Raw genomic sequence first — 25,851 nt, 5'->3', positions numbered from 1 at the left:
TCTGATGTTTTTGGCCGACATTCACCGGCCATTCACGACACGTCTACGAGTCCAGCTTCGTCACCCTACGATGACCGGTCAATCTCTTCCCACATCGTAGGAAGATCCGCTGGCGGATAGTCGGCAAACCCATGCCAAGGTGCGCACATATTGCCGACAAATCCTATCCGCTAGGTAGCATCCGGTCGTCCATCATATGAGATCGACGCCAGCAACTCGCCAGGACTGACAATACTCGCCCCGAGTTCGCGCACCCGTTGGCGGAGCGCCCTGTCGGCGGTCACCACCGCGACCGGACGATGCCGCACATTGTCGGCGACGAGCGCGACGATGTGGTCGTCACCGGATCGCGGCGCGGCTTCCACGTGCACGCCCTCCACCGCCGGCACGCCACCCGCGGCACCCTCCACGACCAGCGTGAACGCGCCGGACAGCGCGGCCGGCAGGGCGGCGGCGTCCCGCGCGGCGAGCGCGTCGCGCAGCCGGACCGCGGCGCCGCGCCGGTCGCGCCACCAGCCGTCGGGCACGGAGCCGACGACGTTCGCGCCGTCCACGACGATCAGCGGCTCGGCCTGTGCGGCATCCATGTGAGCAGTCTTACCCGCCGAACGCTCATCAGCCGCCGTACCGCGCCGATGTCGTGCGCGGAGGCGCCATGGAACAGATCCGCGAGACGGCCGGTGTCACCCTGCGCGCCATTGTGCGGTACGTACGCGCCAGGGGCGGCGACACCGCGGTCGCGCACATGCTCAACCTCGCCGGCGAGCACGAGCCGCCCGAGGCCTACGACGACGCCCGCCGCTGGTGGTCGTACGAGACGAAGATCAACGTGTTCGCCGCGGCCGCGCAGGCGCTCGGCGACGAGTCGGTCGGGCTGCGCGTCGGGCAGAGCATCCTGTCGTACTCCGTGAACACCCCGCTGCGGCTGGGGCTGCTCCTGCTCGGCGGGCCGACACAGCTCATCCGGCTCATCGCGACGACCAGCGCCAAGTTCAACGCCACCGCCGACATGGCGACCCTGTCCACGGGGCACGGCACCGCGACCGTGCAGTACCGGCTGCGCGCCGGCTACCAGCCCAGCCGCTACGACTGCGACTACACCCGCGGGCTGCTCACCCAGCTGCCGGCGCTGTTCGGGCTGCCGACCGCCACCGTCACCCACGACATCTGCCAGGTCGCCGGGGCCGAGGCGTGCGTGTACACGGTCCGCTGGCGGCAGCGGCGACTGCTGTCCTGGCTGTGGCGCGGCCAGCGCCGCACCGCCGACGCCGCCGACGACGCCCTGGCCGGGCGGATGGAGCTGCTGCAGCGCACCGTCGCCGAGCTGGTCGCCGCCGAACAGCCGGAGCGGGCCCTCGCCCTCGTCGCCGACCGGGCCGGCTACGCGGTCAACGCCCAGGCGTTCCTGCTCGTCGCCTCGCCCGCGCCGGACCAGCCGCGGCAGGTGCACGGCTACGGGCTCACCGACGCGGAGATCGCCGTGCTCACCGACGCGCCGCCGACCAGCTTCGCCGGCACGATCGTGGCCGAGATCGCCTCGCCGAACCGTTACTACGGCTATCTCGTCGCGTACTGCGAGGACTTCTTCGACGCCGAGCGGCGGATGCTGGACGCGTACGCGAACCTGGCCGCCGTCGCCCTCGACGCGCTGTCGGCCCTGGACACCGCCGCCGAACGGCAGCGCACCGCGGAGCGCCTGCTCGCGCTGGCCCGCCAGCTCACGCTCGCCCGGACCCCGGCCGAGGTCGCGACCGTCACCGCGGACGCCGTCCGCTCCGTCATGGGTGCCGACTCCGCCACGGTACTGCTGCACCAGCACGGCAAGCTGCGGATGGCCGCCAACGCGGGGGTGAGCGACAGCCGGCTGCGCAAGGCGCAGAACCTCACCGTGTCCCGGCAGGACACGGACCTGTTCGACCGCTTCCGTGCCGGCACCGGCCAGCCCCGCGTCTACGACCGCACCTGCACCGACCCGTTCATCCTCGCCATGCTCGACACCTTCGACCACGACATGATGATCATCGTGGACATCGCGTTGCCGGAGCACCCGTACGGCATCCTCGTCGCCGCCTACGACACGCCCCAGGGCACCGCCCGCGCCCGCGAGATCATCAACCGCATGTCCGGCGTCGCCGACCAGGCCGCCACCGTGCTGCGCACCTGCGAGCTGCTCGAGGAGACCTGGCGCCTCGCGCACGCCGACCCCCTCACCGGCCTGGCCAACCGCCGCGCGTTCATGGCCGCGCTCGACACCGCCCTCGGCGTCGGCGGCGGCGGCGTGCTCTTCATCGACCTCGACGGCTTCAAGACCGTCAACGACACCCTCGGCCACGCCGCCGGCGACGAGCTGCTCACCGCCGTCGCCGCCCGGCTCACCGCCCAGGCCCGCACCGGCGACCTGGTCGCCCGCCTCGGCGGCGACGAGTTCGTCGTGCTCGCCCACGGCACCTCGGGCGCCGACACCCTGCCCGAGCTCACCGGACGCATCCAGCGGGCGTTCACCGAGCCGATCACCCTGACCGGTGCCGGCGCCCCCCGCACGGTCCCCGCCCGCGCCAGCGTCGGCGGCACCCGCTTCCACGCCGGCGAACCACCCCGGCACGTCCTGCACCGCGCCGACACCGCCATGTACGAAGCCAAACGCGCGACGCTCAGCAGTTACTAGTCACCAGCTTCGGGCGGCTCCCGGGCCCGGTAGGCGGGGCGAGGTTCGCGGCGAGCCGGGTGCGGCTCGGCTGACCTCGGACACTTGACCGCCGAGGACCGGGCCGTCGAGGCGTCGCGTTGATCGGCAGTTGGGCTGCCGCAGTCAGCCGCGCCGAAGCTAGTGACCGCCGCTGAGGTGGGCGAGCATGGCCTGGTTGGCTTCCCAGCCGTCGGGGAAGCGGACCGGGACGTTCAGGTGGACCGGTTCGGCGGACGGGTGGGTGTCGAGCAGCTCGGCGATGCCGGCCCTGGCCACGACGATGCAGGCGTGCCGGTGGCGGGAGGCGAGCACGCACAGGCGGCCGGCCTCCAGGTGGAAGGCGCTCGCGTCGCGGCGGCCGGACAGCGGGTGCAGGATGACGGTCACGTCGTACTCGCGGCCCTGCAGGCGGTTCGCGGTGTCGACGGTGACGTCGGCGGCGACGGTGCCGGCCAGGGCCTGGCGGATCGCGGCGACCTGGTCGCGGTGGGCGGCACCGACGGCGACCCGGTCGACGGTGACGGGGCGGCCGTCGGGGGCGTGCTCGGAGTAGGCGACCGGGCCGAGCTGCAGCAGGCGGGTCACCAGGTCGGCGATCGCGGCGACCGCCTCGCGGTCGGTGCGCACCGTGTGCCGGGCGGGCAGCTCGTGCAGCGCCCAGCCGGTACGCCGGGCCGTCTCCAGCGTCGCGTCGAGGGTCGCGTCGCCGAGGGCGCGGGCGGAGAACTCCAGGCGCCGGTCGGCGGGTTTCGTGCCGGCCTGGAACGGGGTGAACGGGTAGAACGCCGAGGACACCACCTCGGCCGCCGACGGCGGGAGCCGCCACGACACCGGCAGGCGGTGCACGGGCAGGTCCGGGTTGTGCCGCAGCAGCACGGCGACGGCGCTCTGCATCGGGTCCCACGACAGGCCGGCCCAGCGTTCCACGGCGACGACCGAGAACGGGTCGAGCTGACCGGGATCGCCGACGAAGAGCGCGCGGGAGAACCGGCCGGCGACGCGCAGCAGCATGTCGGAGCGCATCTGGTACGCCTCGTCGACGATCGCCCGTTCCCAGCTGCCGTCGGTGACGGTCGCCCACTTGGCGGCGGTGCCGATGGTGACGGCGCTCGCGGCCATGTCACCGACGGCGCCGCTGACCGTGACGGTGCCGTGTTTGATGACGCGTTGCGCCGGGACGTACGTCGACGCCGACAGCCGGCCGATGGCGAGCGTGGGCGCGGCGGTGGCGAGCCGGTCGATGAGGTCGTCGACCTGCTCGTTGGTCTGGGCGACCACCATGAGCCGCTCGCCGGCCTCGGCGAGGGTCCGGGCGGCCCGCACCACGAGGGTCGACTTGCCGGCGCCCGGCGGTGAGTCGACGACCACGCCGCGCCCGGCGGCGGAGCCGAAGTCCCGCAGGATGTCGTCGATCACGGTGGTCACGTCGTCCCCTCCGCTGCGCTCCGGCGCCGCCGCGAGCCAAGCACCGCGCCCATGGTTCGCGGCCCTCCGCTGCGCTCCGGCCCGCTCACGACCAGTCCTCCGCGGCGTCGTTGTCGCTGGGACCGTAGTCGACGACCGCTGGCGGGCCGCCGTGCGTCCAGGGGGTGTCGTCGCGGCTCGGGAACCGGCCCGGCGGCTGGTAGGCATCGGTGACCGGACCGTACGTGACGCGCTCCCCCACCTCGGGCACCGACCCGGGCGCCGGCTGCTTCGTGGAGCGGCCCATGCCCTTGCTCAGCTCCAGGACCACGTCCACGCTGGACACCGACACCACCATCGCCTGCTGGGCCAGGCGCGCCGGGCTCACCAGCAGCGCGCCCGGCTCCAGGCGCACCGGGTCCTCGGTCTGCACCGTGATGTGGGGCCGCAGCGCCGCCTTCTTGCCCGACGTGTCGACCCGGTTCGGTGACGCGGCGACGACGGTACCGGTGAACGCCTCCCCGGACAGGCGGAACTCCGCCATCACCAGCGGGTCGTCGAGGGCGCGCTGGGCGTCGTAGCGGGCCTGCTCCCGCTCCAACCGGTCGAGACGGCCGGCGGCGGCGACCGCGCTGTCCCGCCGGGGCTGCGGCAGCGCGGTCCCGTCGGCGAGGGCCATGTGGTACATGGTGAACACGTCGCGGTCCATCGCCCACCGGACCTCGACGGACGCGCCGGCCGGGCGGGCCCGCAACAGCCGCACGGCCCGCCAGGTGAGGTCCCAGGTGGGGCGCATCTGCTCGGCGACGGCGGTGGTGAGCGCGGCCAGGGCCCGCTCCCGGGCGAAGTCGTCGCCGTCGGAGCGGGCGACCGCGGCGAGGGCCGGCGCCAGGATCTCGTTGTCGAAGGTCGGGTCGGTGCTCGGACCGGCCGGCGGGGAGCGCAGCGGGTCCTCGGCGAGCGCGGCCGCGGCGGCGCCGTCCAGGCCGCCGGGCGGGTCGATCCAGCCGAGGAGCGCGGCGAGGTTCGCGTCCTCCAGGCCGCTCTGCCCGGTGGCCCAGTGGTTGCCGAGGACCTCCGTCATCGCCAGCAGCATCGAGGAGCCCGGGTGGTCGGCGCGTTCCCGCAGGAACGTCAGCCACTGCCCGAGGATCGGCACGGTGCGGTGCACCGGGTACGGGCCGAACGGCCGGCGGAACCGGGTCGAGCGCCCCAGCAGCCGCACGAACTCGATGCCGCCCCGGTTGGGCACGATGACCTGCGGCGCCTCGGCGTAGCGCAGCTTCGTGCCGCTCGCGGCGGTGTCGACGCCGCGGGCGCAGCCGTCCACGTACGACAGCACGACCCTGGCCAGCTCGGCGACGAAGTCGAAACGCTGGGTACGGTCGCGCGGGTTGGCCACCACCAGCAGCCGCGGCTGGTCCGGATCGGTGCCGACGATCGCCGCCAGGGGCGCGGCGGCCTCACCGGCGAGGCTCAGCGGCACGAGGACGAGGGGCCGCTCGGCGATGTGTGTGTGCCGGACCGTGGTCAGCGGCTGCGCCCGGCCCGACTCGACCGCCTCGGCCCGCGCCAGCGCGGTCAGGATGCTCACGATCTATCCGATGCCGTCGAGGCACTCGGTGCGCAGCTTGTGCGCGAAGCGCAGCAGCCCCGCGATCTCCTCCTGGCCGGCGCCCGGGGTCAGCGTGCCCCGGGCCAGGCCCAGCACCGTGCCGATGCTCTCCACGCCGCCGAGGTCGTCACGCACCGAACGGCCCAGCGCCGACGTGGACCCGGCGGCCTCGTCGCGGCAGAAGAACGCCATCTCGCAGGTGCCGAGACAGTCCGGGCTGTACCGGGCGTCGATCGTGCTGACCGCCTTGCGCAGCTCGTCGGCGGGGCGGGTCGGCTGCTGGTCGGCATCGTAGGCGAGGTCGAAGGACAGCCCGGCCGGCAGCGCGTCGAGGATCGCCTCCAGCCGGGTGAGCCGCGACAGCTGCCGCCGCAGCACCGTCAGCTGCTTGCGCACGTCGACGAGGGTGGCGGTCGGCCGGTTCGCGAAGTTCTCCGGGCAGACCAGCACCACCTCGTGCGACACCGTCTCCGGCGGGTGCCCCAGCTCGGCGAGCAGCTCGCGCATGGCCATGACGTACACCGCGGACTGGGTCGCGGCCGCGGCGGTCTTGCCCGGGTCGGCCTGCCCGTCGATGACCGCGAACGACTTGATCTCCACGACGTGGAACTTGCCGCCGGCCCGGAACGCGATCAGGTCCGGCTCCAGGTACGCGTAGTACCCGGCGATCTCCAGCCGCAGCATCGGGTGGTCGAAGAGCGTCCCGGCGTCGTCACGGTCCGACGCGGCCCGGGCCAGCAGCGCCTTGGTGCGGGCGTACCGGACCTCGCGGCTGGCGTTGCCGCCGACGTTGGACAGGTCGTCGTAGGCGACCTCGGGGATCGCCAGCCCGAGCCGCTCCCGCAGCAGCTGCAGCAGCTCCGCCGCGCCGTCGGCCTTGACCTGCGCCTCGAAGGCGTTGCCGCGGGCGATCGCGAACCGGGACTGGCCGAAGCCGGCGGGGAAGCCGAGCTGCCCGGCGACGGCGCCCTTGTTGACCCCGGCGGCGTCCATCAGCCCGCGGCGGCCACACCCCGGGTTGCTGGTGAGCGCCGCGATGGTGCGCGCGTTGTGGTTGCGCGGCGCCACCGTGCCGCGGATGCGGTCCAACCGGTCGACCAGTGGGTCCATGAGCGGTCTTCTTTCGGGGAAGCGGTTCGCGGTGTGGTGCTCGTGTTCATGTGGCGCCCGCCGTCCGGCGGATGCGCTGCAACCTGGCGCCGAACAACGCCTCGGATCCGTCGAGGCGTTCCTCGGCCCTGGCCGCCGCCGCGGCGCGGTCCGCGGTGTCGGCCTCCAGGTGCACGTCGAGCTCGGCCTGGGCGAGGCCGGCGACGGTCTCGGGGGTGATCCCGGCACCGCCCACGCCGCCGGCGCCAGGGATGCTCGCGGCGAACCGCCACAGCAGCCGCCGCGCGTCGTGGGCGTCCTCGGGCAGTTGCGCCACCCGCTGGGCCACCTTGATCGCGCCGGTGAGGAAGTCGACGCGGGCGCTGAGCGGGCCGACGACCCGCGTCCGCAGGGGCCAGGTGGACAGCGCGAGCAGCCCGCGCGCCGGCGACAGCAGGTCGGCGGTGAGCGCGGGACACAGGTAGTACGGCCGGCCGAACGGCTGGACGCGGAACGAGCGTTCCTCGTCGCGGCGTAGGCTGGTCAGGCGCGCCGCGACCAGCTCGCCCGGGAAGAAGGCGTCGTGGACGGCGATGATGAGCTTCGGCGCGGCCGGCACCGTGAGCAGGGTCAGCGCGTGGTGCACCTGCTCACGGATCGACAGCATCGGCTTGTGTACGGGCTGCGGCGCCGGCCTGGCCTGGTCCTCCAGGTCGGCCAGGGCGTCGTCCCAGGCGTGCTCGGCCTGGCGCAGCTCGGCCCGCAGGGCACGGGCCTGCATCCGGTCACCGGTGGTGGCGGCCCGCCGCAGCTCGCCACGCAACCGGTCGATCCGCCGCTCGAGCATCTCGATGGTGATCGGTTCGGACACGAACGGCACGGTAGCTGGTTCCAGCAAGTTCCAGCAAAGACCAGTGTCGGCGTGTCGCCTTGCTTTTTACACCGGTACTGGTTGCGCCCGGTCGTCGAGCCGTCCGGCAGGTGCCCGGGACGGCAGCGGGACAAGCCTCGGCCGGCGCCTGGCGGCCAGGTCCTCGACCCAGCCCAGCGCCAGGACCACCAGCGTGACCAGGGCGAACACCAGCACGAGCTGGAGCAGTCCGCCGTACGGGCCGAGCAGCGACACACCGGCCGCGACCGCCGCCAGCCGGACCGCGGTGATCACCGCCTCGTGCCACAGGTAGATGGTCAGCGCCCGCCGGTTGATCGCCTCCACCGCCGGCTCGGCCGCGCCGAGGCTCAACGCCGCCGGCGCCGCGTGCAGCATCACCAGCAGGAAGGCCGTCGACCACAGGGCGTCGGCGATGGGCGCGTCGTTCATGTCGTACCCGCGCGGGCCGGGGTGGCTGTACAGGATGGCCAGGCCGATGCCGCCCATCACCAGGCACGCCGGCCAGAGCACCTTGCGCGAGATGCGCTGCAGGGTGCCGTCGTGGTGGGCGAAGCCCAGCATCCACATCGGCGCGTACATGAAGAAGTCGCGGACCATGCCGCCGGTGCCGTGACCGGTCTCCCACAGCGCGACGAGGACCCCGAACGGCACCAGCACCGTCGGGACGGGTGCCTTGCGGAACAGCCACAGCATGAGCGGCGACAGGATGATGAACCAGAGGTAGGAGCGGACGTACCAGATCTGGCTGAACCAGACCCCGCCCTTCTCCGACGTCGGCGGATCGTCCAGCGGCAGGAACCACAGCACCAGCCGCCAGCTGTGCTCCAGCCCGCCCATCAGGGACATGAGCACCACGGCGAACGCGCCGAGCACCCAGAACGGCACGACGATGCGGCGCATGCGGCGCCCGATCGCCTTGAGGCCGAGACCGTCGCCACCGCGGTCGAGCGAGGCGGCCATGAGGGAGCCGCCGAGCGCGAACATGAGGCCCATGGCAGGGAACGCGACGGTCAGCCACGCGAAGCCGAGGGTGTGGTAGGTCACCACCCGGACGATCGCGACGGCTCGCAGGAGGTCTACGTACCGGTTCCGCATCCCCTACAGGTTGCCCTGACGGTCTTAGCGGCAACCTTCGTTCAGCTCAAAATTGGCTGTGTTTCTTCTCAAAGATTCTAGGAAGGACAAGCCGTAACCCTCCCGGCAATCGACGCTGTTCACCCTGATCTCACCCGATTACCCTCTTTTCGGCAGTCTCAAGCGTCTCGCGGAGCGAGTCGAAGTCGAACCCGCCCTCGTGCGGGACCCCGTTGACGAAGAAGGCCGGGGTGGACCGGACACCGGCCGACCGGCCCGCGGCCATGTCCTCGTCGACCCGCTGGTAGTGGGCGCGGGTGCCGCCGGTGCCCGGGAGGCCGAACTGCTCGGCGTACCGGGACAGGTCCGCGTCCTCCAGGCTGTCCTGGTGCGACAGCAGCAGCGCGTGCATCCCCCAGAACGACCCCGCGTCGGCGGCGGCCTCGGCGAGCAGGGCCGCCGGCATCGCGCGCGGGTGCTGGTCGACGAGCGGGAAGTGCCGGAACGCGAACCTCAGCCGGCCGGCGAAGTGCAGCTGCAGCCGCTCCACCACGCCGAACGCCCGCCCCGAGTACGGGCACTGGTAGTCGCCGTACTCAAGCAAGGTCAGCGGCGCGTCAGCAGGCCCTTGCACATGGTCGTTGTCCATCCGCAGCAGTTGCCCGGCGGCGGGCGGTTCATGCAGTGCTGGCTGCGCGCCGCGGGCGGCGCGCGGCGGGGGTTGCTGTGCTGGCTGCGCGCCGCGAGCGGCGCGCGGCGGGGGTTCCCACCCGCGGCCCCCATGCTCCCTACGGTCGCACCTTGCAGACCGGCTGGACTGGGGGGATCGGGCGCTGCGCTTCCCAGCGCCGCCGTGGCCGGGCTCCCGTTCAGGATTGGGCTTGGCGGAGCCGGCGTGGGCGGCGTTCGTCATTCGCTCGCGTTGACCTTGGAGACGACACGCTGGGTGGGTCTCCAAGGTCGACGCTGCTGCGCTAGTCGAGCAGGGTGGTGACGGTGCCGGCGGCCACGGTGTGACCGCCCTCGCGGACGGCGAAGCCGAGGCCGGGGTGCATGGCGACCGGCTTGCCGAGCTCGACGGTGAGGTCGACGGTGTCGCCGGGCATGACCATCTGGAGGTCACCCAGGTCGACGGCGCCGACCACGTCGGTGGTGCGGAAGAAGAACTGCGGCCGGTAGTTGGCGAAGAACGGCGTGTGCCGGCCACCTTCGGAGGTGGTGAGGGCGTACAGGTGCGCGGTGAAGCGCCGGTGCGGCGACACCGAGCCGGGCACCGCCACGACCTGGCCGCGCTGCACGTCGCCGCGGCGGATGCCGCGCAGCAGCAGGGCCGCGTTGTCCCCGGCCTCGGCGCGCTCCAACCGGCGGCCGAAGGTCTCCAGGCCGGTGACCACGCTCGAGCGGGTGGGACCGAGGCCGACGACCTCGACCGGGGCGTTGAGCAGCAGCGTGCCGCGCTCGACGGCGCCGGTGACCACGGTGCCACGGCCGGTGATCATGAGCACGTTCTCGATCGGCATCAGGAACGGCTCGGCGAGCACGCGGGCGGGCACCGGGACGTACCGGTCGACCGCGTCGAGCAGGTCGAGCACCGAGCGGACCCCGACCGGGTCGCCCCGCAGCGCCCGCAGCGCGGAGACCCTGACGACCGGCACGTCGTCGCCGGGGAAGCCGTAGCCGGTGAGCAGCTCACGGATCTCCAGCTCGACGAGGTCGAGCAGCTCGGCGTCGTCGACGGCGTCGGCCTTGTTCATCGCCACGACCAGGTGCGGCACGCCGATGCGCCGCGCGAGCAGGACGTGCTCGCGGGTCTGCGGCATGACCCCGTCGACCGCGCTGACGACCAGGATCGCGCCGTCGACCTGCGCCGCGCCGGTGATCATGTTCTTCACGTAGTCGGCGTGGCCGGGCATGTCCACGTGCGCGTAGTGGCGGGTGGCGGTCTCGTACTCGACGTGGGCGATGTTGATGGTGATGCCCCGGCTGACCTCCTCCGGCGCCCGGTCGATCCCCTCGAAGGAGGTGTACCGGTTGACGGACGGGTCGAGCTCGGCGAGCACCTTGGTGATCGCGGCGGTCAGGGTCGTCTTGCCGTGGTCGACGTGACCCATGGTGCCGATGTTGAGGTGCGGTTTGTTCCTCGTGTACGCCTGCTTGGTCATCTGACACTCCACAGTGGATGTGTGGTGGGTGTGCAGAACCGTGCGGCCACCCGGGAGGTGGGTGGCCGGGCCACCCTCCTCCGTCGGTTCCGCATGAAGGCTGCGGGAGGAGGGTCAGCTTCGCAGGGCCTGGGCGCACGCGACCGCCGAGGCGGCCGATAGGCCTGCCTCGAAGAGGGCGGTCGTCGTGATCACGCCGTGAACATAGCTCGCCGTCGCTGCGGACGGCAACGCGTTTACTGCTTGGGCAGGCGCAACGCGATCGTCGGGGCGTCGGCCATGACGGAGTTGGGGGCGCCGCCCTTGGCGACCGAGGCCGGCGGGCGGTCCGCGCGGCCGACGGTGACCTCCGGGTAGAGCTCCACCTCGTCCCACTCCCCCATCGCCTTGGGCTCACCCCGGTGCAGGTCGACCTCGCGGGGCGGCACGGAGGAGCCGGTGCGGGCCAGGACCGCGGCGCCGTTGGTGCTGACGTCGGTGACCAGGACCATGCCGTCGCGCAGCTCGAGCCGGACGTGGCTGCGGCTGACCCGGCGGGTGGACTCGTCGTCGAGCCAGTTGCCGATGGTGATGCCGCCGGGCTCGTCGGGCGCCCGGCCGACGACGACCGGGCGGGCCGCGGTCAGCGGGAAGCGGGCGCGCACGATGCCCTTGATCCGCACCGCCATCGTCATGGCGGGCGGGCGGGGGCCGGCGTCGATCAGCCGCTCGCCGTGGCGCGGGCACAGCGGAGCGCCACTGGGCAGCGCGGGCGGTGGCTGGCCGGCGCCGGCAGCGGGCTGCCGGCCGAACGTCGGGCAGTCGGCGGCCGGGCAGCGCCAGAACCGGCCGAGCACCGGGTGCGGCCGCGGCGACGAGCCGGTCGAGGGGGCCAGGGCCAGCTCCATGCCGCCGGCCGCGCCGGTGGTGAGGTAGACCGGGCCGGGGTGGCCGGGCAGCGGGGTCCGGGTGATCACCGGCAGGCCGGTGAGCCCGGCGACCTCCCGGACCCGGGCGGCGGTGCGCCCGCCGGGCGGCAGCATCTCGATCAGCCCGTCGTCGGACCAGCGGCGCAGCACCATGCGCTCGTTGGAGGTGAAGTCGGTGTCGGACATGGCGCCACGCTCGGCGACGGCGTACAGGGCGACGTTGCCGTCGCCGAGCTGCCGGCTCAGGGCGTCGACGAACATGCCGAGGCGCAGCAGCGCGGCCGGGCGGCCGCCGTCGAGGTCGACGCTGCGGGCGGCCTCCACCAGGTCGATGACCCCACCCACCGCGAGGGGGTCGACGCTGAGTCTCCGCTCGACCGCGTCGAGCGCACGGCTGGTTTCGAATCGCACCCGGTTATCATGCCGCAAAGCCGCCGCCGACCACGTCCGCGGCCGACGGCGGGCTTCACGCCGCGCTCCTCGGCTGGGGAAGGGCACCGAGCGCGGGACTCGCGACGGGCGGGGGGCCACCGGTCACGGTCGCGACAAGCCTCACTACCCGTAACGTTAAAGCACCGCTGCGTACGCAGATACGGGTGAATGCCTGAATGAACGCGGTGTCAGCCGCCGCAGACGGCGGCGACCGCCGTCAGCTCGTGGGCGGCGATGCCGTCGCGCTGGTGGGCGGCGAGGGGGTGCTCGTGCGCGCGGACCTCGACGAGGGGGCGCAGCCCCGGCGGGCGGGTGTGCACCCGCACGCGCAGGCGCAGCGTCTCCGGGTAGCCGGGGATCCGGTTGGCGAGCTGGCCGAAGAACGGCGGCTCGGCGGCCCGCTGCGGGTCCTCCCACTGCTCGACGGCGCGGGCGAACCCGGCGGCGCTGAGGCTGACCCAGACGCTGTACGTGAGCGCGTCGCGCACCCCGTGGATCGGCACCTCGATCAGCGCGCGGATGAAGAAGTGCTGCTCCTCGAGCTCGGGCAGCTCGACGAAGCAGAGTTCCTCCTCGAGGAACGACGCGCCGCCGACCCCCGGCACGCCCCACGTGTCGGGCGCGGAGAACGACCACATGCTCGGCACGTCGCCGAGGTCCTGCCCGCAGCAGGTACAGGTGATGACGGTCACGCCGCAGATTCAACCACTCTGCGCGGCGAGCTCCCTGGCACGGTCCCGGGCGGCCTCCAGCGCGGCCAGCAGCGCCGCGCGCACACCGTGGTTCTCCAGCTCGCGGATGGCGTTGATGGTGGTGCCGGCCGGTGAGGTCACCGCCTCGCGCAGCTTCACCGGGTGCTCGCCGGACTCGCGCAGCATCACCGCGGAGCCGATCGCGGTCTGCACGATGAGGTCGTGTGCGACCTGGCGGGGCAGGCCGAGCAGGATGCCGGCGTCGGTCATCGCCTCGACCAGGAAGTAGAAGTAGGCGGGGCCGGAGCCGGACAGCGCGGTCACCGCGTCCTGCTGCGACTCGGGGACCCGGATGGTGCGCCCGAGCGGCCGGAACATCTCCTCGGTGAGCGCGAGGTGCTCGGCGGTGGCGTGCGAGCCGGCCGAGATCGCGGTCATCGCCTCGTCGACGAGCGCCGGGGTGTTGGTCATGACCCGCACCACGGGCGTGCCCTCCGGCAGGTGCCGGGCGAAGAACGAGGTCGGCAGGCCGGCGCACAGCGACACGACGAGCTTGCCGGCGGGCAGCTTCGGGCCCAGCTCGGCCAGCAGCGTGCCGGCGTCCTGCGGCTTCACCGCGACGGTGAGCACGTCGGCCTCCCGCAGCGCGGTCGCGCTGTCCACGACCCGGATGCCGTAGCGCTCCTCGAGCTCCTTCGCCCGCTCGGGGCGGCGGGCGGTGGCCAGCAGGCGGTCGGCGGACCAGCCGGCCCGCAGCAGCCCCGACAGCAGCACCTCGCCGAGCTTGCCGGCGCCGAAGACGGCGATGGTCCGCACGAACGCACTCCCTAGGGTTGAGAAGACGTCGCGGGCCCGGCCCCCGCGACGGGGACCGGGCCGCGACGGACGGGCTCAGGAGCCGAAGAAGACCTCGGCCTCGGTGTACCGCTCGACCGGGACGGTCTTGAGCTCGCGGGTCGCGTCGGCGAGGGGCACCCGGACGATGTCGGTGGACTGCAGCGCGACCATCTTGCCGAAGTCGCCCTCGTGCACCGCGTCGATGGCGCCCAGGCCGAAGCGGGTGGCGAGGACCCGGTCGAACGCGGTCGGCGTGCCACCGCGCTGGATGTGGCCGAGCACGACCGTGCGGGCCTCCTTGCCGGTCTTCGCCTCCAGCTGCTCGGCGAGCCACTGGCCGATGCCGCCGAGGCGGACGTGGCCGAACGCGTCGAGCTCCTGGTTGTGCAGGACCATCTGGCCGTCGAGCGGCTGGGCGCCCTCGGCGACGACGACGATCGGCGAGTACTGCGTCTGGAAGCGCTTCTCGACGTAGCCGGCGACCTGGTCGACGTCGAACTGCCGCTCCGGCAGGAGGATGACGTTGGCGCCACCGGCGAGGCCGGCGTGCAGCGCGATCCAGCCGGCGTGGCGGCCCATGACCTCCACGACGAGGGTGCGGTGGTGCGACTCGGCGGTGGTGTGCAGCCGGTCGATCGCCTCCATCGCGATGTTGACCGCGGTGTCGAAGCCGAACGTGTAGTCGGTCGCGCCGAGGTCGTTGTCGATCGTCTTGGGCACGCCGACGACGTTGACGCCCAGGTCGGTCAGCTTCGCCGCGACGCCGAGGGTGTCCTCGCCGCCGATGGCGACGAGCGCGTCGATGCCCAGCTCGGCCAGGTTGGACTTGATCTTCTCGACGCCGCCGTCGATCTTGAACGGGTTGGTCCGGGAGGAGCCGAGGATGGTGCCGCCGCGCGGCAGGATGCCACGGACCTGCGCGATGCCCAGCTCGCGGGTGTTGCCCTCGAGCGGGCCGCGCCAACCGTCACGGAAGCCCACGAACTCGTGACCGTAGGTGGAGATTCCCTTGCGGACCACGGCACGGATGACCGCGTTGAGGCCGGGGCAGTCGCCGCCGCCGGTCAGTACGCCGATACGCATGCTAGATCTTGCCTTCCTGGTTGCGGTGCTGCCCGGCCGCGCTGCCCACCCCTGCTGACGGGCAGGCTGGCGACACGGCCGAGCCGGAGGGTCCCACTCGTTGGCGACGCTGCCGTTTCACAGCGCACTGTAGTCGCTCCTCCTGAACGTGCCGACGTCGCATCAGTCGGCCTCCGCCGCCTGACAGTTGTCCTCGCGAATGCCGAACATCTTGGCCGACTCGTGCTCCTGCGCCATCCGCCGCAGGGCCGCCAGCAGGGAGTTGCCCAGCACCGCGCCGACCACGGCGGCGTGCACCTTACTCTCGTTGTCACTCTCGCGGGCGACGAAACCCAGATCGTGCACCGCGATGCGCTCCGCGGCGTCCGCGTAGTGCTCCAGCAGGTACTCCGCATCGGCTCCGACCTGCTGAAACGCGGCGATCACCTCGGCCGCGGCATGCCGGGTGCGGGCGTCGTCGGACAGCAGCCAGCCGCGCTGCGCGATCAGTGCGCTCACCCGGTCGTGCGCGGCGGTGAGCACGGCCGGATCGCCGCCCTCCCGCGTGCCGACGGTGGCCGGCAGGGCCTTGCCGAGCACCTCGTGCACGTCGGGATCCGGCTCGTCGAGCTTCGTGAGCAGGTCGCGGATGGTCGCGATCGGCAGCCGGCCGACGTCCAGCAGGACCCGCACCAGGCGCAGGCGCTGGACGTGGCGATCGTCATACCGGGCCTGGTTCGGGCTGGTGAGCTCGCCCGACGGGAGGAGCCCTTCCCGCAGGTAGTACTTGATCGTCGGCACCGGAACGCCGGCCTTCTGGCTCAGCTCAGCGATTCGCATCGGGCTCCTTTCACGCTTGACATGGATAGTATAGCTTCCCGATAGTGGACAGCACCGCTATCCATTTATCCGGGAGTCTCTGATGCGTCTCGCACAGCTGCACCGCCCGCTCATCGTCACCGCCGCCGCCATGTCCCTGCTCGCCGTCCTCACCGGCGCGGGGATCCTCCTCGACGACCGCGAGCTGCTCGGCGTGCCGATCTGGCTCAAGCCGTTCAAGTTCTCGGTCTCCATCGCCGTCTACTCGGCCACCTTCGCCTGGATGCTGTCGCTGCTGGACCGCCGGCAGCGGCTCGGCTGGTGGCTCGGCACCGTGAGCGCCGGCACCCTCATCACCGAGATCGTCATCATCGTGGCGCAGGCGGCCCGCGGCCGGCAGAGCCACTTCAACAACCAGACCGCGCTGGACTCCACGCTGTACAGCGTGATGGGCGCCACCATCGCGATCGCCTGGGTCTGCACGCTGATCCTGGCGATCCTGCTGCTCATCCAGCGGCTGCCGGACCGGGCCGACGCCCTCGCCGTGCGCTTCGGGCTGATCGTCGGCCTCGCCGGCATGATGGTCGGCTTCCTGATGACCATGCCGACCAAGGCGCAGCTCGACCTGCCCGACGGCGAGGCCCCGAAGATCGTCGGCGCGCACAGCGTCGGGGTGGCCGACGGCGGCGCCGGCCTGCCCCTGGTCAACTGGAGCACCACCGGCGGCGACCTGCGCATCGGGCACTTCATCGGCATGCACGCGCTACAGGCGCTGCCACTGCTCGGGTTCGTGCTGGCGCTCGCGGCGCGGCGCTTCGCCCGGCTGCGCCCGGGCCGGGTGCGGGCCCGCATCGTGACGGTCGCCGGCACCGCGTACGGGGCGCTCACCGTCCTGCTGGTGTGGCAGGCGCTGCGCGGGCAGTCGGTCGTCCACCCCGACGCGCTGACCCTGGCGGCCCTCGGCGGCCTGCTCCTGGCGACCGCCGGCGGCACGGTCTGGGCCCTGCTGACCCCCGCCGGCCCCGCCGGCACGCCCGTCCCCGTCGCCGCCGGCCCGGTGCCGGCCGAGGTGCGCTGACATGGCCGGCCCGCTGTTCCAGCTCGCGTTCCTGGTGGTCGTCCCGTTCTGGGCGCTCATGATCGTCGCGCCCGGGTGGCGGCGGACCGGGCGGATCGCCGCCTCCCCGTACATCGTGCTGCCGGCGCTGGTCGTCTGGGCCGTGGCGGTCGCCCCGGTGCTGCCGGACTTCGCCGCGGAGATGCTCGACCCGGACCTCGCCGGGGTGCGCGCCCTGTTCGCCGACGACGACGTGGTCGCCGCCGTGTGGGCACAGGTGCTCGCCTGGGACCTGTTCGTCGGCCGGTGGATCTACCTGGACAGCCGCGAGCGGCGGATCCATCCGCTGGTGATGGCGCCGGTACTGGTGCTGACGCTGCGCTCCGGCACCGCCGCGAGTCAAGACTGAGCCCATGGCTCGCGGCTCCTCCGCTGCGCTCCGGGCCGCTCACGGGACGTCACGCCCGGCGCATGACGGCCCAGCGGGCCAGGTTGTGCCGGGCGTCGACGAGCGCGTCGTGCCGCCCCTCCGCGACCGGCAGGGTCGGCCGGCCCGCCTCGTCCCACAGCTGCCGCAGGTCCTTGGTGAACCTGGGGATCTCCCGGGGCAGCGTCGGCATCGGCCCCCAGAGCTGGGCGAGGGCCACGTGGTCGTAGGCCGCGTACCAGGCCCACAGCTCCAGCTCGTCCGCCTCGCCGGCGCGCAGCGGCTCGACCAGGAACTCCAGCAGCTCCTCGCGGATGCGCTCCCGGGAGCGCCACGCCTTGTCGGCCGGCGAGGGCAGCTTGTCCAGCACGTTGCGGCGCACCCACGGCACGGCCCGCGAGCCGTCGAACTCCGTGGAGACCGCGTAGTACTCCCGGCCGTGCTCGTCCACCACCCCGATGGAGACCAGGTCGATCAGGCGACCGTCCTCGATGAACTCACAGTCGTAGAAGTAGCGATACACCGACACCGCCCCCATCCTGCCGGGCCGCGGACGGGCCTACACCAGCAGGGTCGCCAACCGGGTCAGCTCGGCGTGGTCACGGGGCGTGCCGCCGCCGGCGTGGATCCGCGCGGCGACGGCGGCGGCCCGAGCGGCGGCGCACAGGGCCAGCATCGCCGGCAGGACCGCGCGGCACTCGTCGGCCGGCACCGGCCCGGCCCGTACGTACGCCTCGACGAGCGTGTCGGTGCCGGTGCCGCCGGCGCACAGCACGGCGTGGGCCAGGTCGTACAGCAGCGGACCGGTGCCGGCGGCACTCCAGCCGATCAGGCCGACCCGGCCGGTGCCGGTGTCCAGGCGGAACCGGCCGGCCGCCGGCGCGCCGTGCCGGACGCCGTAGGTGAGCTGGTCGGTGACCATGATCCGGCGCACCGCCGCCGCCGTCTCGCTGACCGCCGGGCCGAGCCACGGCTCCATCGCCAGGTGCGGCGCCGCGACCGGCACCGGTGCCGCCTGGAACTTCGCCAGGTCGGGGTGCACGAACCGGCGCAGGCAGCGGTGCGCGGCCCCCAGCGCGCCGCCCCACCAGTGCTGGTCGAGCGGGTCGTCGGCGTGCAGCGGGCGCCCCGGCACCAGGCGCAGCAGGGCCAGGACGCCGTCGCCGGCCTGGGTGGTCAGCGCGCCGTCGGCGGCCCGGACCGGGCGGCCGGCGCACAGGCCGGAGGCCTCGACGTGTTCCGCGGCACACAATCCGGCCTCGAAGCCGCGCCGAGCGGTCGCCGGCGCCCATTTCGCCACGAATCGACCCGGGTCCCCCGGCGACGTATCGAATTGTCCGTCGTCGATCTGGACCTGCCAGGCGGTGGCGCCGAGAGGAATGCACGGACCGGGGCTGCACTGCCAACTCCTGCGCAGCGTGGTGTGCACCTGGGCGGACTCGGGGGCCACGCAGCGCATTATGCGCCCGCATCGGCGTCCGTGTCCGGAAAACGCCGGTACCCGGGGGTCCGGTGCTCGCACCACCGGCACCCCCGGGTGCCCGACGCCAACCCCGCCCCCCGGCGGTTCGCGTGCTGGCACTAGCCTGCCTGCGTGCTCATGTGCGGGCTGTCGGTGAGCCGATGCGGGGGATGTACAGACTCCGACACGCGCGTCATGATCTGGTAGAAGTTCCGTACTGCGCTCGCGATCACCTACGGTGATCATGAGTCCGATCAACGCTGCACCGGGAGGGGTTTGACCGTGGAGGGTCGGCTGCCAGATCCCGGCGACGCACTGACCGGTGTGGAAATGTTCAGTGGTCTGGAGCCCGACGTGCGTCAGCGGGTCATCCAGGCGGCGGTGCCACGGACATACCGCAAGGGCCAGCTGCTGTTCGTCGAAAACGATCCGGGCGAATCACTCATCGTGCTCAAGCGCGGTGCCGTGATGGTGTTCCGGACCGCGCCGACCGGCGAGCGCGCGGTCCTCTCGGTCGTCCGCCCGCCCGACACGCTCGGCGAGGTGTCCCTGCTCGACGGCGCGGCCCGCTCGGCGTCCGCGGAGGCGATCGAGGACTGCCAGGCCCTCGCCCTGTCCCGGCACGCGTTCATCGAGCTGGTCCACGCCAACCCGCGCATCCTCGACGCCGTCATGCGCTCGCTGGGCGCGCTCATCCGCCGGCTCACCGAGCAGAACGCCGACCACGTCTTCCTCGACCTGCCGGGCCGGGTCGCCAAGACGCTGGTCCGCCTCGCCGGCGAGACCAACGCGCCGATGGTCACCATCGAGCTCAACCAGAGCCAGCTCGCCGAGATGGCGGGCGGCTCGCGGCAGAGCGTCAACCAGGCCATCGGGTCGTTCGCCAGCCGCGGCTGGCTGCGCACCGAGGGCCGGCGCATCGTCGTGACCGACCTCAGCGCCCTGCGCCGCCGCGCCGGCATGACCGACCGCTGACCCGGGGCCCGGGCGCGCCGCGGCGCGCCCGGCCTGCCGGCTCCGCGCCGCACACCCACCGACCATTTGTCGTTTCTCACCGTGCCCCGCGCGGCGGTCCCCGCCCCGCGGTGGGGTCCCTGGCAGGACATCTGGTTGGTCGGGTGGCCGGCGTGTGAGGATGTGGCGAGGGTCCGAGTTGGGGAGTGTCGGCGATTTCCAGTCAGTGCGCACGCTGTGGCCGCCAGGCAGGCGACGGCGATCGGTTCTGCGGTGGTTGCGGCGCCGAGCTGAGCCCGGCCTGCGCGACGTGCGGGCGGTCGCTCAGCGCTGACGCGTCGTTCTGCACCGGCTGCGGCACCCCGCGCGCCGCGACCGGCACCGCCGCCGGCGGCCCGGCCCGCGCCGACCGTGGCGCCGGTCACATGGGTCGCGCCACCGTGCCGATCCCCGCGACCCGCAGCGAGGACCGCCGCCGCATCAGCGTGCTGTTCGTCGACCTGATCGACTTCACGCCCTACGTCGAGCGCGCCGACCCCGAGCTGGTCCGCGAGCTGCAGAAGGGCTTCTTCTCCACCGCCCGCGAGGTCATCGGGCAGTACGGCGGCGTGGTCGAGAAGTACATCGGCGACGCGGTGATGGCGCTCTTCGGCGCGCCGGTGGCCACCGAGACCGACGCGGTGCGCTGCGTGCGGGCCGGCCTGGAGCTGCAGCGGGTCCTGGCCCGCTACGCCAGCACCGGCGACGGCGAGCGGGCGCTGCGCTTCCGGGTGGGCGTCGCGACCGGCGAGGCCCTGGTCGACGTGGCCGCGGCCCGCGACGGCGGCCAGGCGATCGTCGCCGGCGACGTGGTCAACACCGCGTCCCGGCTGCAGTCGCTCGCCCCGCCCGGCGGGGTCCTCGTCTGCGGCAGCACGTATGCGCTGACCAAGTCCTCGATCCGCTACGAGGCGCAGCCGCCGGCGACGCTGCGCGGGCGCTCCACCCCGACCGAGGTGTGGCTGGCCCTCGCGCCGCTGCGTCGCAACCACCCCGACCGGGAGGCCGGCTCCACCCCGCTGGTCAACCGGACCCACGAGCTGAGCCTGCTGGTCAACGCCCTGCACCGGGGGCTGCGCGAGCGCACCCCGCAGCTGGTCACCGTCATCGGCCACGCCGGCATCGGCAAGAGCCGCCTGGTGCACGAGCTGTTCCTGCACGCCGAGCGGCTCTTCGACGCGCCCGTCGCGTGGCGCACCGGGCGCTGCCCGCCGTTCGGGGAGAACGTGACCTACGCCGCGCTCGCCGACATCGTCAAGGCGCAGGCCGGCATCCTGGACACCGACACCGCCGAGACGGCCCGGGAGCGGCTCGACACCGCGCTCGGCGCGATCGTCAGCCCGTCGGAGGCCGAGCGGCTCGCCGACGCGCTCAGCCCGCTCGTCGGCCTGCCCGGGCCGAAGCTCGCGCCCGACGAGACCGAGTCCGCTTGGCGCCGGTTCGTGGTCGCGCTCGCCGCGCACCGCCCGACCGTCCTGGTCTTCGAGGACCTGCACTGGGCCGACGAGTCGATGGTCCGGTTCGTGGAGCGGCTGGGCGCGTCGGTGCGTGACGTGCCCCTGCTGCTGCTGTCCACGGCCCGCCCGGAGTTCCTGGAGCGCAACGCGAGCTGGGCCGGCGCCATCGCCGGGTCGGTCACGATCACGCTGCCGCCGCTGCGCGACGCCGAGATCGCCACCATGTACGCGCACCTGCTCGGCCAGGCGGCGTTCCCCGGGCACTCGCTCAACTCGCTGGTCGAGCTGGCCGACGGCAACCCGCTGTACGCGCTGGAGTACACCCGCATGCTCGCCGAGCAGGGCAACCTGCGCACCTCCGACGCGCTCGGCCGGGTCCTGCCGATGCCCGACAGCGTGCACGCCGTCATCGCCAACCGGGTCGACCTGCTGGAGGCCGCGGACCGGGCGGTGCTGCAGGCCGCCGCCGTGGTCGGGATGAACTTCTGGCCGGGCGCGGTCGCCGCCGCGATGAGCCGCCCCGCCGACGGCATCGAACGCTCGCTGCGCCGGCTGGAGCAGCGCGACCTGATCCACGAGCAGGCCGCCTCGACGATGGAGGGCCAGACGGAGTACCGCTTCGGCCACGTCCTGGTCCGCGACGTGTGCTACCAGCGGCTGCCGCGCACCGAGCGGGTCGCCCGGCACGAGCTGACCGCCGCCTGGCTCGACAGCGTCGCCGCCGACCGCGACACCGACCTGGCCGAGGTCGTGGCCAACCACCGGTACACCGCCTACGAGATCGCCAGCTCGCTCGGCCTCGACGCGCCCCGGTACAGCGTCCCCGCCCGCGACGCGCTGCACCGGGCGGCCCGGCGCACGTACGCGCTGCACGCCCTCGACGCGGCCGCCGCCCACGCCGGCAAGGCCCTGGCCCTGTGCGACGACGCCACCGACCAGGGCGAGCGGCTGCGCATCGAGCTGCTCGCCACCGAGATCGCCTTCTACGCCGACCCGGACTCGTTCCTCGGCGCCGGCGGCACCGACCAGCTCGCCGGGCTCGCCGATCGGCTCTACGCGGCCGGTGAGCAGGCCAGCGCCGCCCGGGCCTGGACCATCCTCGGGCAGGCGGCGTGGCTGCGCGCGGACCGGCTCGGCGCGCTGTCGTGCCTGGACCGGGCGGTGGAGCTGTTCGACGAGCTGCCCGACGCGCCGGAGAAGGCCGACGCGTACGCGGAGCTCGGCCGGCTGCACATGTCCAACTTCGAGGTCGAGCCGGCCGTCGCCGCGGCCAGCGCCGCCGCGGAGATCGCCGACCGGCTTGGCCTCATCGAGGTCGCCACCAGCGCCCGGATCACCATCGGCACCGCGCTGTTCCAGGCCGGCGACCGCTCCGGGCTGGTCGAGCTGCAGGCCGCCCTGGAGGTGTGCCGGGAGCGGCGGCTGCTGTCGGAGCACCGGGCGATGCGCAACGTCGCCTGGGCGCTGGTGGAGGACGGCGACTGGACCGCCTCGGCAGCCATGTACGAGAGCAGCCGCAAGACGGTGCCCGGCAGCCACACCCTGGCCACCGGCTACTCGAACGTGGCGCAGGTCGCGTACTTCACCGGCGACTGGCCGACCCTCATCGGCGTCGCCGAGCGCGACCCGGCCTCCGAGTGGGACCTGCAGGTGCGCGGGGCGCACGCCTGGATGAAGATCCTGCGCGGCGAGCCCTTCGTCAACCCCGAGGAGATCGAGGACCTCGTCGCCGCCGGGCGCCGCAGCGGCTTCTACCGCCTGCAGTGGACCGTGCTCGGCCACGGCGCGCTGTGCCGCGCGCTGCAGGGCCGGGAGCGCGACGCGGAGGCGCTCATCGTCGAGCTGGCCAAGACGTGGCGGGAGGTGCGGGCCATCGCCAGCGGCGAGTGGATCGACGCGACCGCGCACGCCGCGGTCCTCGCCGGCCGGGTCGCGATGATGGCGATCCGCGACATGCTCGCCGACGTGCCGCACCGCACCCCGTGGGTCGAGGCGGCGATGCGGACCATCACCGGGGCGATCGCCTTCGTCGACGGCGACTTCGCCCGGGCCGCCGACATGCACCTGGCCGCCGCGGAGCTCTACGGCGAGATCCCGAACGCCTCCGCCCGCATCCTGTCGCTGACGTGGGCGGTGCAGGCGCTGGGGCGGCTCGGCCCGGACTCGGCCGACCGGCTCGAGCCGTGGCGCAGCGAGCTGGTCGCCTTCGCCACCCAGGCGGGGGCGCCGATGCTGCTGGCCCTGGCCGAGCTGCCGCCTACGCCGCTATAGGCTGCTCGGCCTTGCTGGCCGGCGGGGCGCTCTTGACCTTCTGCGCGTACATGTCGATGTACTCGCGACCGGACAGCGTCATCAGCTCGTACATGATCTCGTCGGTGACCGCGCGCTCGATGAACCGGTCCCCCGCCATCCCGGCGTAGCGCGAGAAGTCCAGCGGCGCGCCGAAGCGGATGTGCACCCGCTTCAGGTTCGGCAGGATCTGCCCGATCGGCTGGACCTTGTCCATGTTCATCATCGCCACCGGTACGACCACCGCGCCGGACTCCAGCGCCAGCCGGGCGACGCCGGTCTTGCCCCGGTAGAGCCGGCCGTCCGGGGAGCGGGTGCCCTCCGGGTAGATGCCGAAGACGCCACCCTCGCGCAGGATCTTGAGGCCGACCTCCAGGGCCGCGCGGGCCGCCTTGCCGCCGGAGCGGTCGATCGGGACCTGGCCCGTGCCGGCGAAGAACATCTTGGTGAGCCAGCCCTTCACCCCTTTACCGGTGAAGTATTCGGCTTTCGCCGGAAATGTGACCCGCCGCTTCACGCTCAGCGGCATGAAGATCGAGTCGGCGAAGGAGAGATGGTTGCTGGCGATGATCACCGGCCCCTCGGCGGGGACGTGTTCGAGGCCCTCCACCTTGGGGCGGAAGATGAGCTTCAGCACCGGCCCGAGGACGATGTACTTGAGGAACCAGTAGAGCACCGCTCAACCTTCCACGATCTGCCAGACAATCGGTGATGACCGTCGCAAAGAGCCTACGAACCAGTACGGCACACCACAACGCACTCCCGGAAGCACCACTGGGCATGTCAGGATTTCGGTCAGCGGTTTTTTCGCGGCGGACCCGGTCGTCGCGGTGTCGGCCGCAGGGAGGGGCAGGCGGTGCCAGGGGGTGGGGCGCGGCGCGGCCGGCGCGACAACGGCCTGGTAGCGCAGGAGTACGCGGTCGTCGGGGACGTCGACCCCAGGGTCGGCGAGCATCTGCTGGACGTCCTGGCCGCCGGTGGCATCGCGGCATACCTCCAGCCTGCCACCGACCTGCACCCGGTGACGCGCACCACGACGCTGCCCGCCAGACCCACCGATCGGCTCTACGCTGATCGTGACCATCTCGCCACGGCCCGCGACTACTTCAGCCAGCTCACCGCCGTGCCCGAGCAGCACACCCCACCCGCCGAGGCGGCCCAGCCGGCCACGGCGACACCCGCCCCGGAGGCCAAGACGAGCCGCAAATCGGACGACGAGACGTTCGCCAGCATCATCGCCGGCTTCCACACCACCGTCGATCCGACCAGCGCGCCCTGGCCCGCCGCCGAGGATCTCGACTCCTCCGGCGCCGCCGCCGCCGACATGGACACCGAGCCGGCGCCGCGCACCCCGCTGCGCCGCGCCTCCGACGCCGTCGACCGCTCGCTGCTGGACGGCCTGGACTCCTTCGGCGCCGACCTGCCCGACGACGAGGACGACGAGGCCGGGTACACGCCGCCGCCTCCCCCGCCGCTGCCGCGCATCGCGCCGTCGACGCTGCTGGCGGTCATCGGCCTGGTCGCCGGCCTGATGCTGCTGATCTGGCCCGACCTGCTGCCGGTCTTCGGCCCGCAGTCGACGCTGTTCCTCGGGTTCGCGCTGCTGCTCAGCGGGTTCGTCAGCCTGATCCTGCGGCTGCGCCCCGGCGACGAGGAGGACGACGACCCGGACAACGGCGCCCGCGTCTGACAAGCCCGGCTAGCCCGGCAGCTTCTCCAGCCAGTCCAGGATCGCGTCGATCGGCTCCTGCCAGCGGGCGTCGAGCATCAGGTCGTGGCCCATCCCGGGGAAGAGCAGGGGCGAGCCGCCGTACCGCCGGGCGACCCACTCCAGGGCGGACGCCGACACGATGCGGTCGTCGGGGCTGCCGGCGACGAGCACCGGCGGGGCGCCGACCGGCTGCTCCGGCTCCCGGCGGCGGATCAGCTGGCGTTGCGCGCCCGCCGGCACCCGCTGCAGGCGGGCCGCGTACGACTGCGCCTCCTTCGCCGGCAGACCCCGGCTGAACAGTTGCCCCGCGCGCACCGAGACGCGGCCGCCGAACAGGCCCGGGACCGTGCCGCCGGGGTTGCGGCGCAGCAGGCCCAGGGCGGTGGCTGGCCCGCCGAAGACGGGGGCGACGAGGACACCGGCCCGGGCCGGGTACCTGGCCAGGGCCATCGCCACGACGAGGGCGCCGGCGCCGTGGCCGACGAGGACCGCCTGCTTCGGCAGGCCGGCGGCGACCTGGGTGACGTCGTGGACGTAGTCGCGCAGCCGGGCGTCGGGGTCGGCGCCGCTGCCGCCGTGGCCGCGCAGGCTCATCGCCGAGGCGGGGAAGCCGCGGCGGGCCGTGTGCTCGAGCCAGTGCTGGGCGAAGGCCCAGGCGCCGTGGCCGTACCCCGGGACGAACAGCACCGGGGGGCGGTCCTGCGGCGACTCGGGCTGCTCGGTGAGGACCTCCCGCTGGACGGGCTTCGGCGGGTCGGACCACTCGTCGGCGCGCATCACACG

23 protein-coding genes are annotated in these 25,851 nt (G+C 73.2%); 6 read left to right on the top strand and 17 right to left on the bottom strand.

Translation table 11 applies throughout. The features are described from left to right. Positions 1-170 precede the first annotated feature (170 nt). Positions 171-587: an NYN domain-containing protein gene (locus tag OP18_RS30710; protein WP_052387581.1), complete on the bottom strand. Its 417-nt coding sequence runs from the start codon at positions 585-587 to the stop codon at positions 171-173. 68 nt (positions 588-655) lie between these two features. Between OP18_RS30710 and OP18_RS53305 the strand changes: the two genes are divergently transcribed. Next, entirely contained in the window at positions 656-2,665 is a 2,010-nt protein-coding gene (locus OP18_RS53305; protein ID WP_052387580.1) for a GGDEF domain-containing protein, read from the top strand. Positions 2,666-2,824: 159 nt separating this feature from the next. Here OP18_RS53305 and OP18_RS30700 read toward each other — a convergent pair whose 3' ends face one another. From OP18_RS30700 to OP18_RS30645, 12 genes are all read right to left on the bottom strand, one after another. Beyond that, positions 2,825-4,111, bottom strand: coding sequence for an AAA domain-containing protein (locus OP18_RS30700; RefSeq protein ID WP_033362548.1), 1,287 nt, complete (start codon positions 4,109-4,111; stop codon positions 2,825-2,827). Positions 4,112-4,196: 85 nt separating this feature from the next. Continuing rightward, entirely contained in the window at positions 4,197-5,684 is a 1,488-nt protein-coding gene (locus tag OP18_RS30695) for a hypothetical protein (RefSeq protein WP_033362547.1), read from the bottom strand. A 3-nt stretch (positions 5,685-5,687) separates the two neighbouring features. After that, on the bottom strand, positions 5,688-6,815 hold the full coding sequence (locus OP18_RS30690; protein ID WP_211273722.1) for a hypothetical protein: 1,128 nt from the start codon (positions 6,813-6,815) through the stop codon (positions 5,688-5,690). Between the two features lie 46 nt (positions 6,816-6,861). After that, complete coding sequence (locus OP18_RS30685) at positions 6,862-7,665, bottom strand: hypothetical protein (RefSeq protein ID WP_033362622.1); 804 nt, start codon at positions 7,663-7,665, stop codon at positions 6,862-6,864. 66 nt (positions 7,666-7,731) lie between these two features. Next, positions 7,732-8,781: an acyltransferase family protein gene (locus OP18_RS30680; RefSeq protein ID WP_052387579.1), complete on the bottom strand. Its 1,050-nt coding sequence runs from the start codon at positions 8,779-8,781 to the stop codon at positions 7,732-7,734. 130 nt (positions 8,782-8,911) lie between these two features. Beyond that, positions 8,912-9,394, bottom strand: coding sequence for a DsbA family protein (locus tag OP18_RS58770; protein WP_162189858.1), 483 nt, complete (start codon positions 9,392-9,394; stop codon positions 8,912-8,914). 340 nt (positions 9,395-9,734) lie between these two features. Continuing rightward, entirely contained in the window at positions 9,735-10,922 is a 1,188-nt protein-coding gene (gene tuf, locus OP18_RS30670) for an elongation factor Tu (RefSeq protein WP_033362545.1), read from the bottom strand. 236 nt (positions 10,923-11,158) lie between these two features. Next, complete coding sequence (locus tag OP18_RS30665) at positions 11,159-12,241, bottom strand: FHA domain-containing protein (protein ID WP_033362544.1); 1,083 nt, start codon at positions 12,239-12,241, stop codon at positions 11,159-11,161. A 209-nt stretch (positions 12,242-12,450) separates the two neighbouring features. Next, a complete protein-coding gene (locus tag OP18_RS30660; protein ID WP_033362543.1) occupies positions 12,451-12,954 on the bottom strand; it encodes a DUF2199 domain-containing protein in 504 nt (167 codons plus the stop codon). 9 nt (positions 12,955-12,963) lie between these two features. Then, positions 12,964-13,770 (bottom strand): pyrroline-5-carboxylate reductase, encoded by an 807-nt coding sequence (proC, locus tag OP18_RS30655; protein WP_033362542.1) that lies wholly within the window; start codon positions 13,768-13,770, stop codon positions 12,964-12,966. A gap of 75 nt (positions 13,771-13,845) precedes the next feature. After that, positions 13,846-14,874, bottom strand: a complete 1,029-nt coding sequence (locus tag OP18_RS30650; protein WP_033362541.1) for a 6-phosphofructokinase — start codon at positions 14,872-14,874, stop codon at positions 13,846-13,848. Positions 14,875-15,036: 162 nt separating this feature from the next. Beyond that, positions 15,037-15,693, bottom strand: coding sequence for a MerR family transcriptional regulator (locus OP18_RS30645; protein WP_033362540.1), 657 nt, complete (start codon positions 15,691-15,693; stop codon positions 15,037-15,039). An 82-nt stretch (positions 15,694-15,775) separates the two neighbouring features. Here OP18_RS30645 and OP18_RS30640 point away from each other — a divergent pair, with 82 nt between their 5' ends. Beyond that, positions 15,776-16,750 (top strand): hypothetical protein, encoded by a 975-nt coding sequence (locus OP18_RS30640; RefSeq protein ID WP_052387577.1) that lies wholly within the window; start codon positions 15,776-15,778, stop codon positions 16,748-16,750. A gap of 1 nt (position 16,751) precedes the next feature. After that, entirely contained in the window at positions 16,752-17,138 is a 387-nt protein-coding gene (locus OP18_RS30635) for an ABA4-like family protein (protein WP_033362539.1), read from the top strand. A 49-nt stretch (positions 17,139-17,187) separates the two neighbouring features. On the opposite strand, the gene OP18_RS30630 is transcribed toward OP18_RS30635, so the two are convergent. Together OP18_RS30630 and OP18_RS57770 are read right to left on the bottom strand one after the other, a co-directional pair. Beyond that, positions 17,188-17,685, bottom strand: a complete 498-nt coding sequence (locus tag OP18_RS30630; RefSeq protein WP_245635575.1) for a polyadenylate-specific 3'-exoribonuclease AS — start codon at positions 17,683-17,685, stop codon at positions 17,188-17,190. A 30-nt stretch (positions 17,686-17,715) separates the two neighbouring features. Further along, complete coding sequence (locus OP18_RS57770) at positions 17,716-18,606, bottom strand: phosphotransferase enzyme family protein (protein ID WP_162189857.1); 891 nt, start codon at positions 18,604-18,606, stop codon at positions 17,716-17,718. A 294-nt stretch (positions 18,607-18,900) separates the two neighbouring features. Here OP18_RS57770 and OP18_RS30620 point away from each other — a divergent pair, with 294 nt between their 5' ends. Together OP18_RS30620 and OP18_RS30615 are read left to right on the top strand one after the other, a co-directional pair. Next, the gene (locus OP18_RS30620) at positions 18,901-19,593 is read left to right on the top strand and encodes a Crp/Fnr family transcriptional regulator (RefSeq protein WP_033362537.1); all 693 of its coding nucleotides are present in this window, start codon (positions 18,901-18,903) and stop codon (positions 19,591-19,593) included. Between the two features lie 185 nt (positions 19,594-19,778). Then, positions 19,779-23,339 (top strand): adenylate/guanylate cyclase domain-containing protein, encoded by a 3,561-nt coding sequence (locus OP18_RS30615; protein WP_081971254.1) that lies wholly within the window; start codon positions 19,779-19,781, stop codon positions 23,337-23,339. Here the strand turns inward: OP18_RS30615 and OP18_RS30610 are convergent. Beyond that, positions 23,326-24,033 carry a lysophospholipid acyltransferase family protein gene (locus tag OP18_RS30610; RefSeq protein ID WP_033362536.1) on the bottom strand — a complete coding sequence of 236 codons (708 nt, stop codon included), beginning with the start codon at positions 24,031-24,033 and terminating at the stop codon, positions 23,326-23,328. The genes OP18_RS30615 and OP18_RS30610 overlap by 14 nt on opposite strands. A gap of 180 nt (positions 24,034-24,213) precedes the next feature. On the opposite strand from OP18_RS30610, the gene OP18_RS30605 reads away from it, so the two are divergent. Then, positions 24,214-25,047: a DUF308 domain-containing protein gene (locus OP18_RS30605; protein WP_033362535.1), complete on the top strand. Its 834-nt coding sequence runs from the start codon at positions 24,214-24,216 to the stop codon at positions 25,045-25,047. A 9-nt stretch (positions 25,048-25,056) separates the two neighbouring features. On the opposite strand, the gene OP18_RS30600 is transcribed toward OP18_RS30605, so the two are convergent. Beyond that, positions 25,057-25,845, bottom strand: a complete 789-nt coding sequence (locus OP18_RS30600) for an alpha/beta hydrolase (RefSeq protein ID WP_156089911.1) — start codon at positions 25,843-25,845, stop codon at positions 25,057-25,059. Positions 25,846-25,851: the final 6 nt, after the last annotated feature.

This window comes from Dactylosporangium aurantiacum (assembly GCF_000716715.1).
Classification (GTDB): domain Bacteria; phylum Actinomycetota; class Actinomycetes; order Mycobacteriales; family Micromonosporaceae; genus Dactylosporangium; species Dactylosporangium aurantiacum.
Note: the sequence above shows the minus strand (reverse complement) of the source record. Positions and strands in the feature narration are given on the sequence as shown.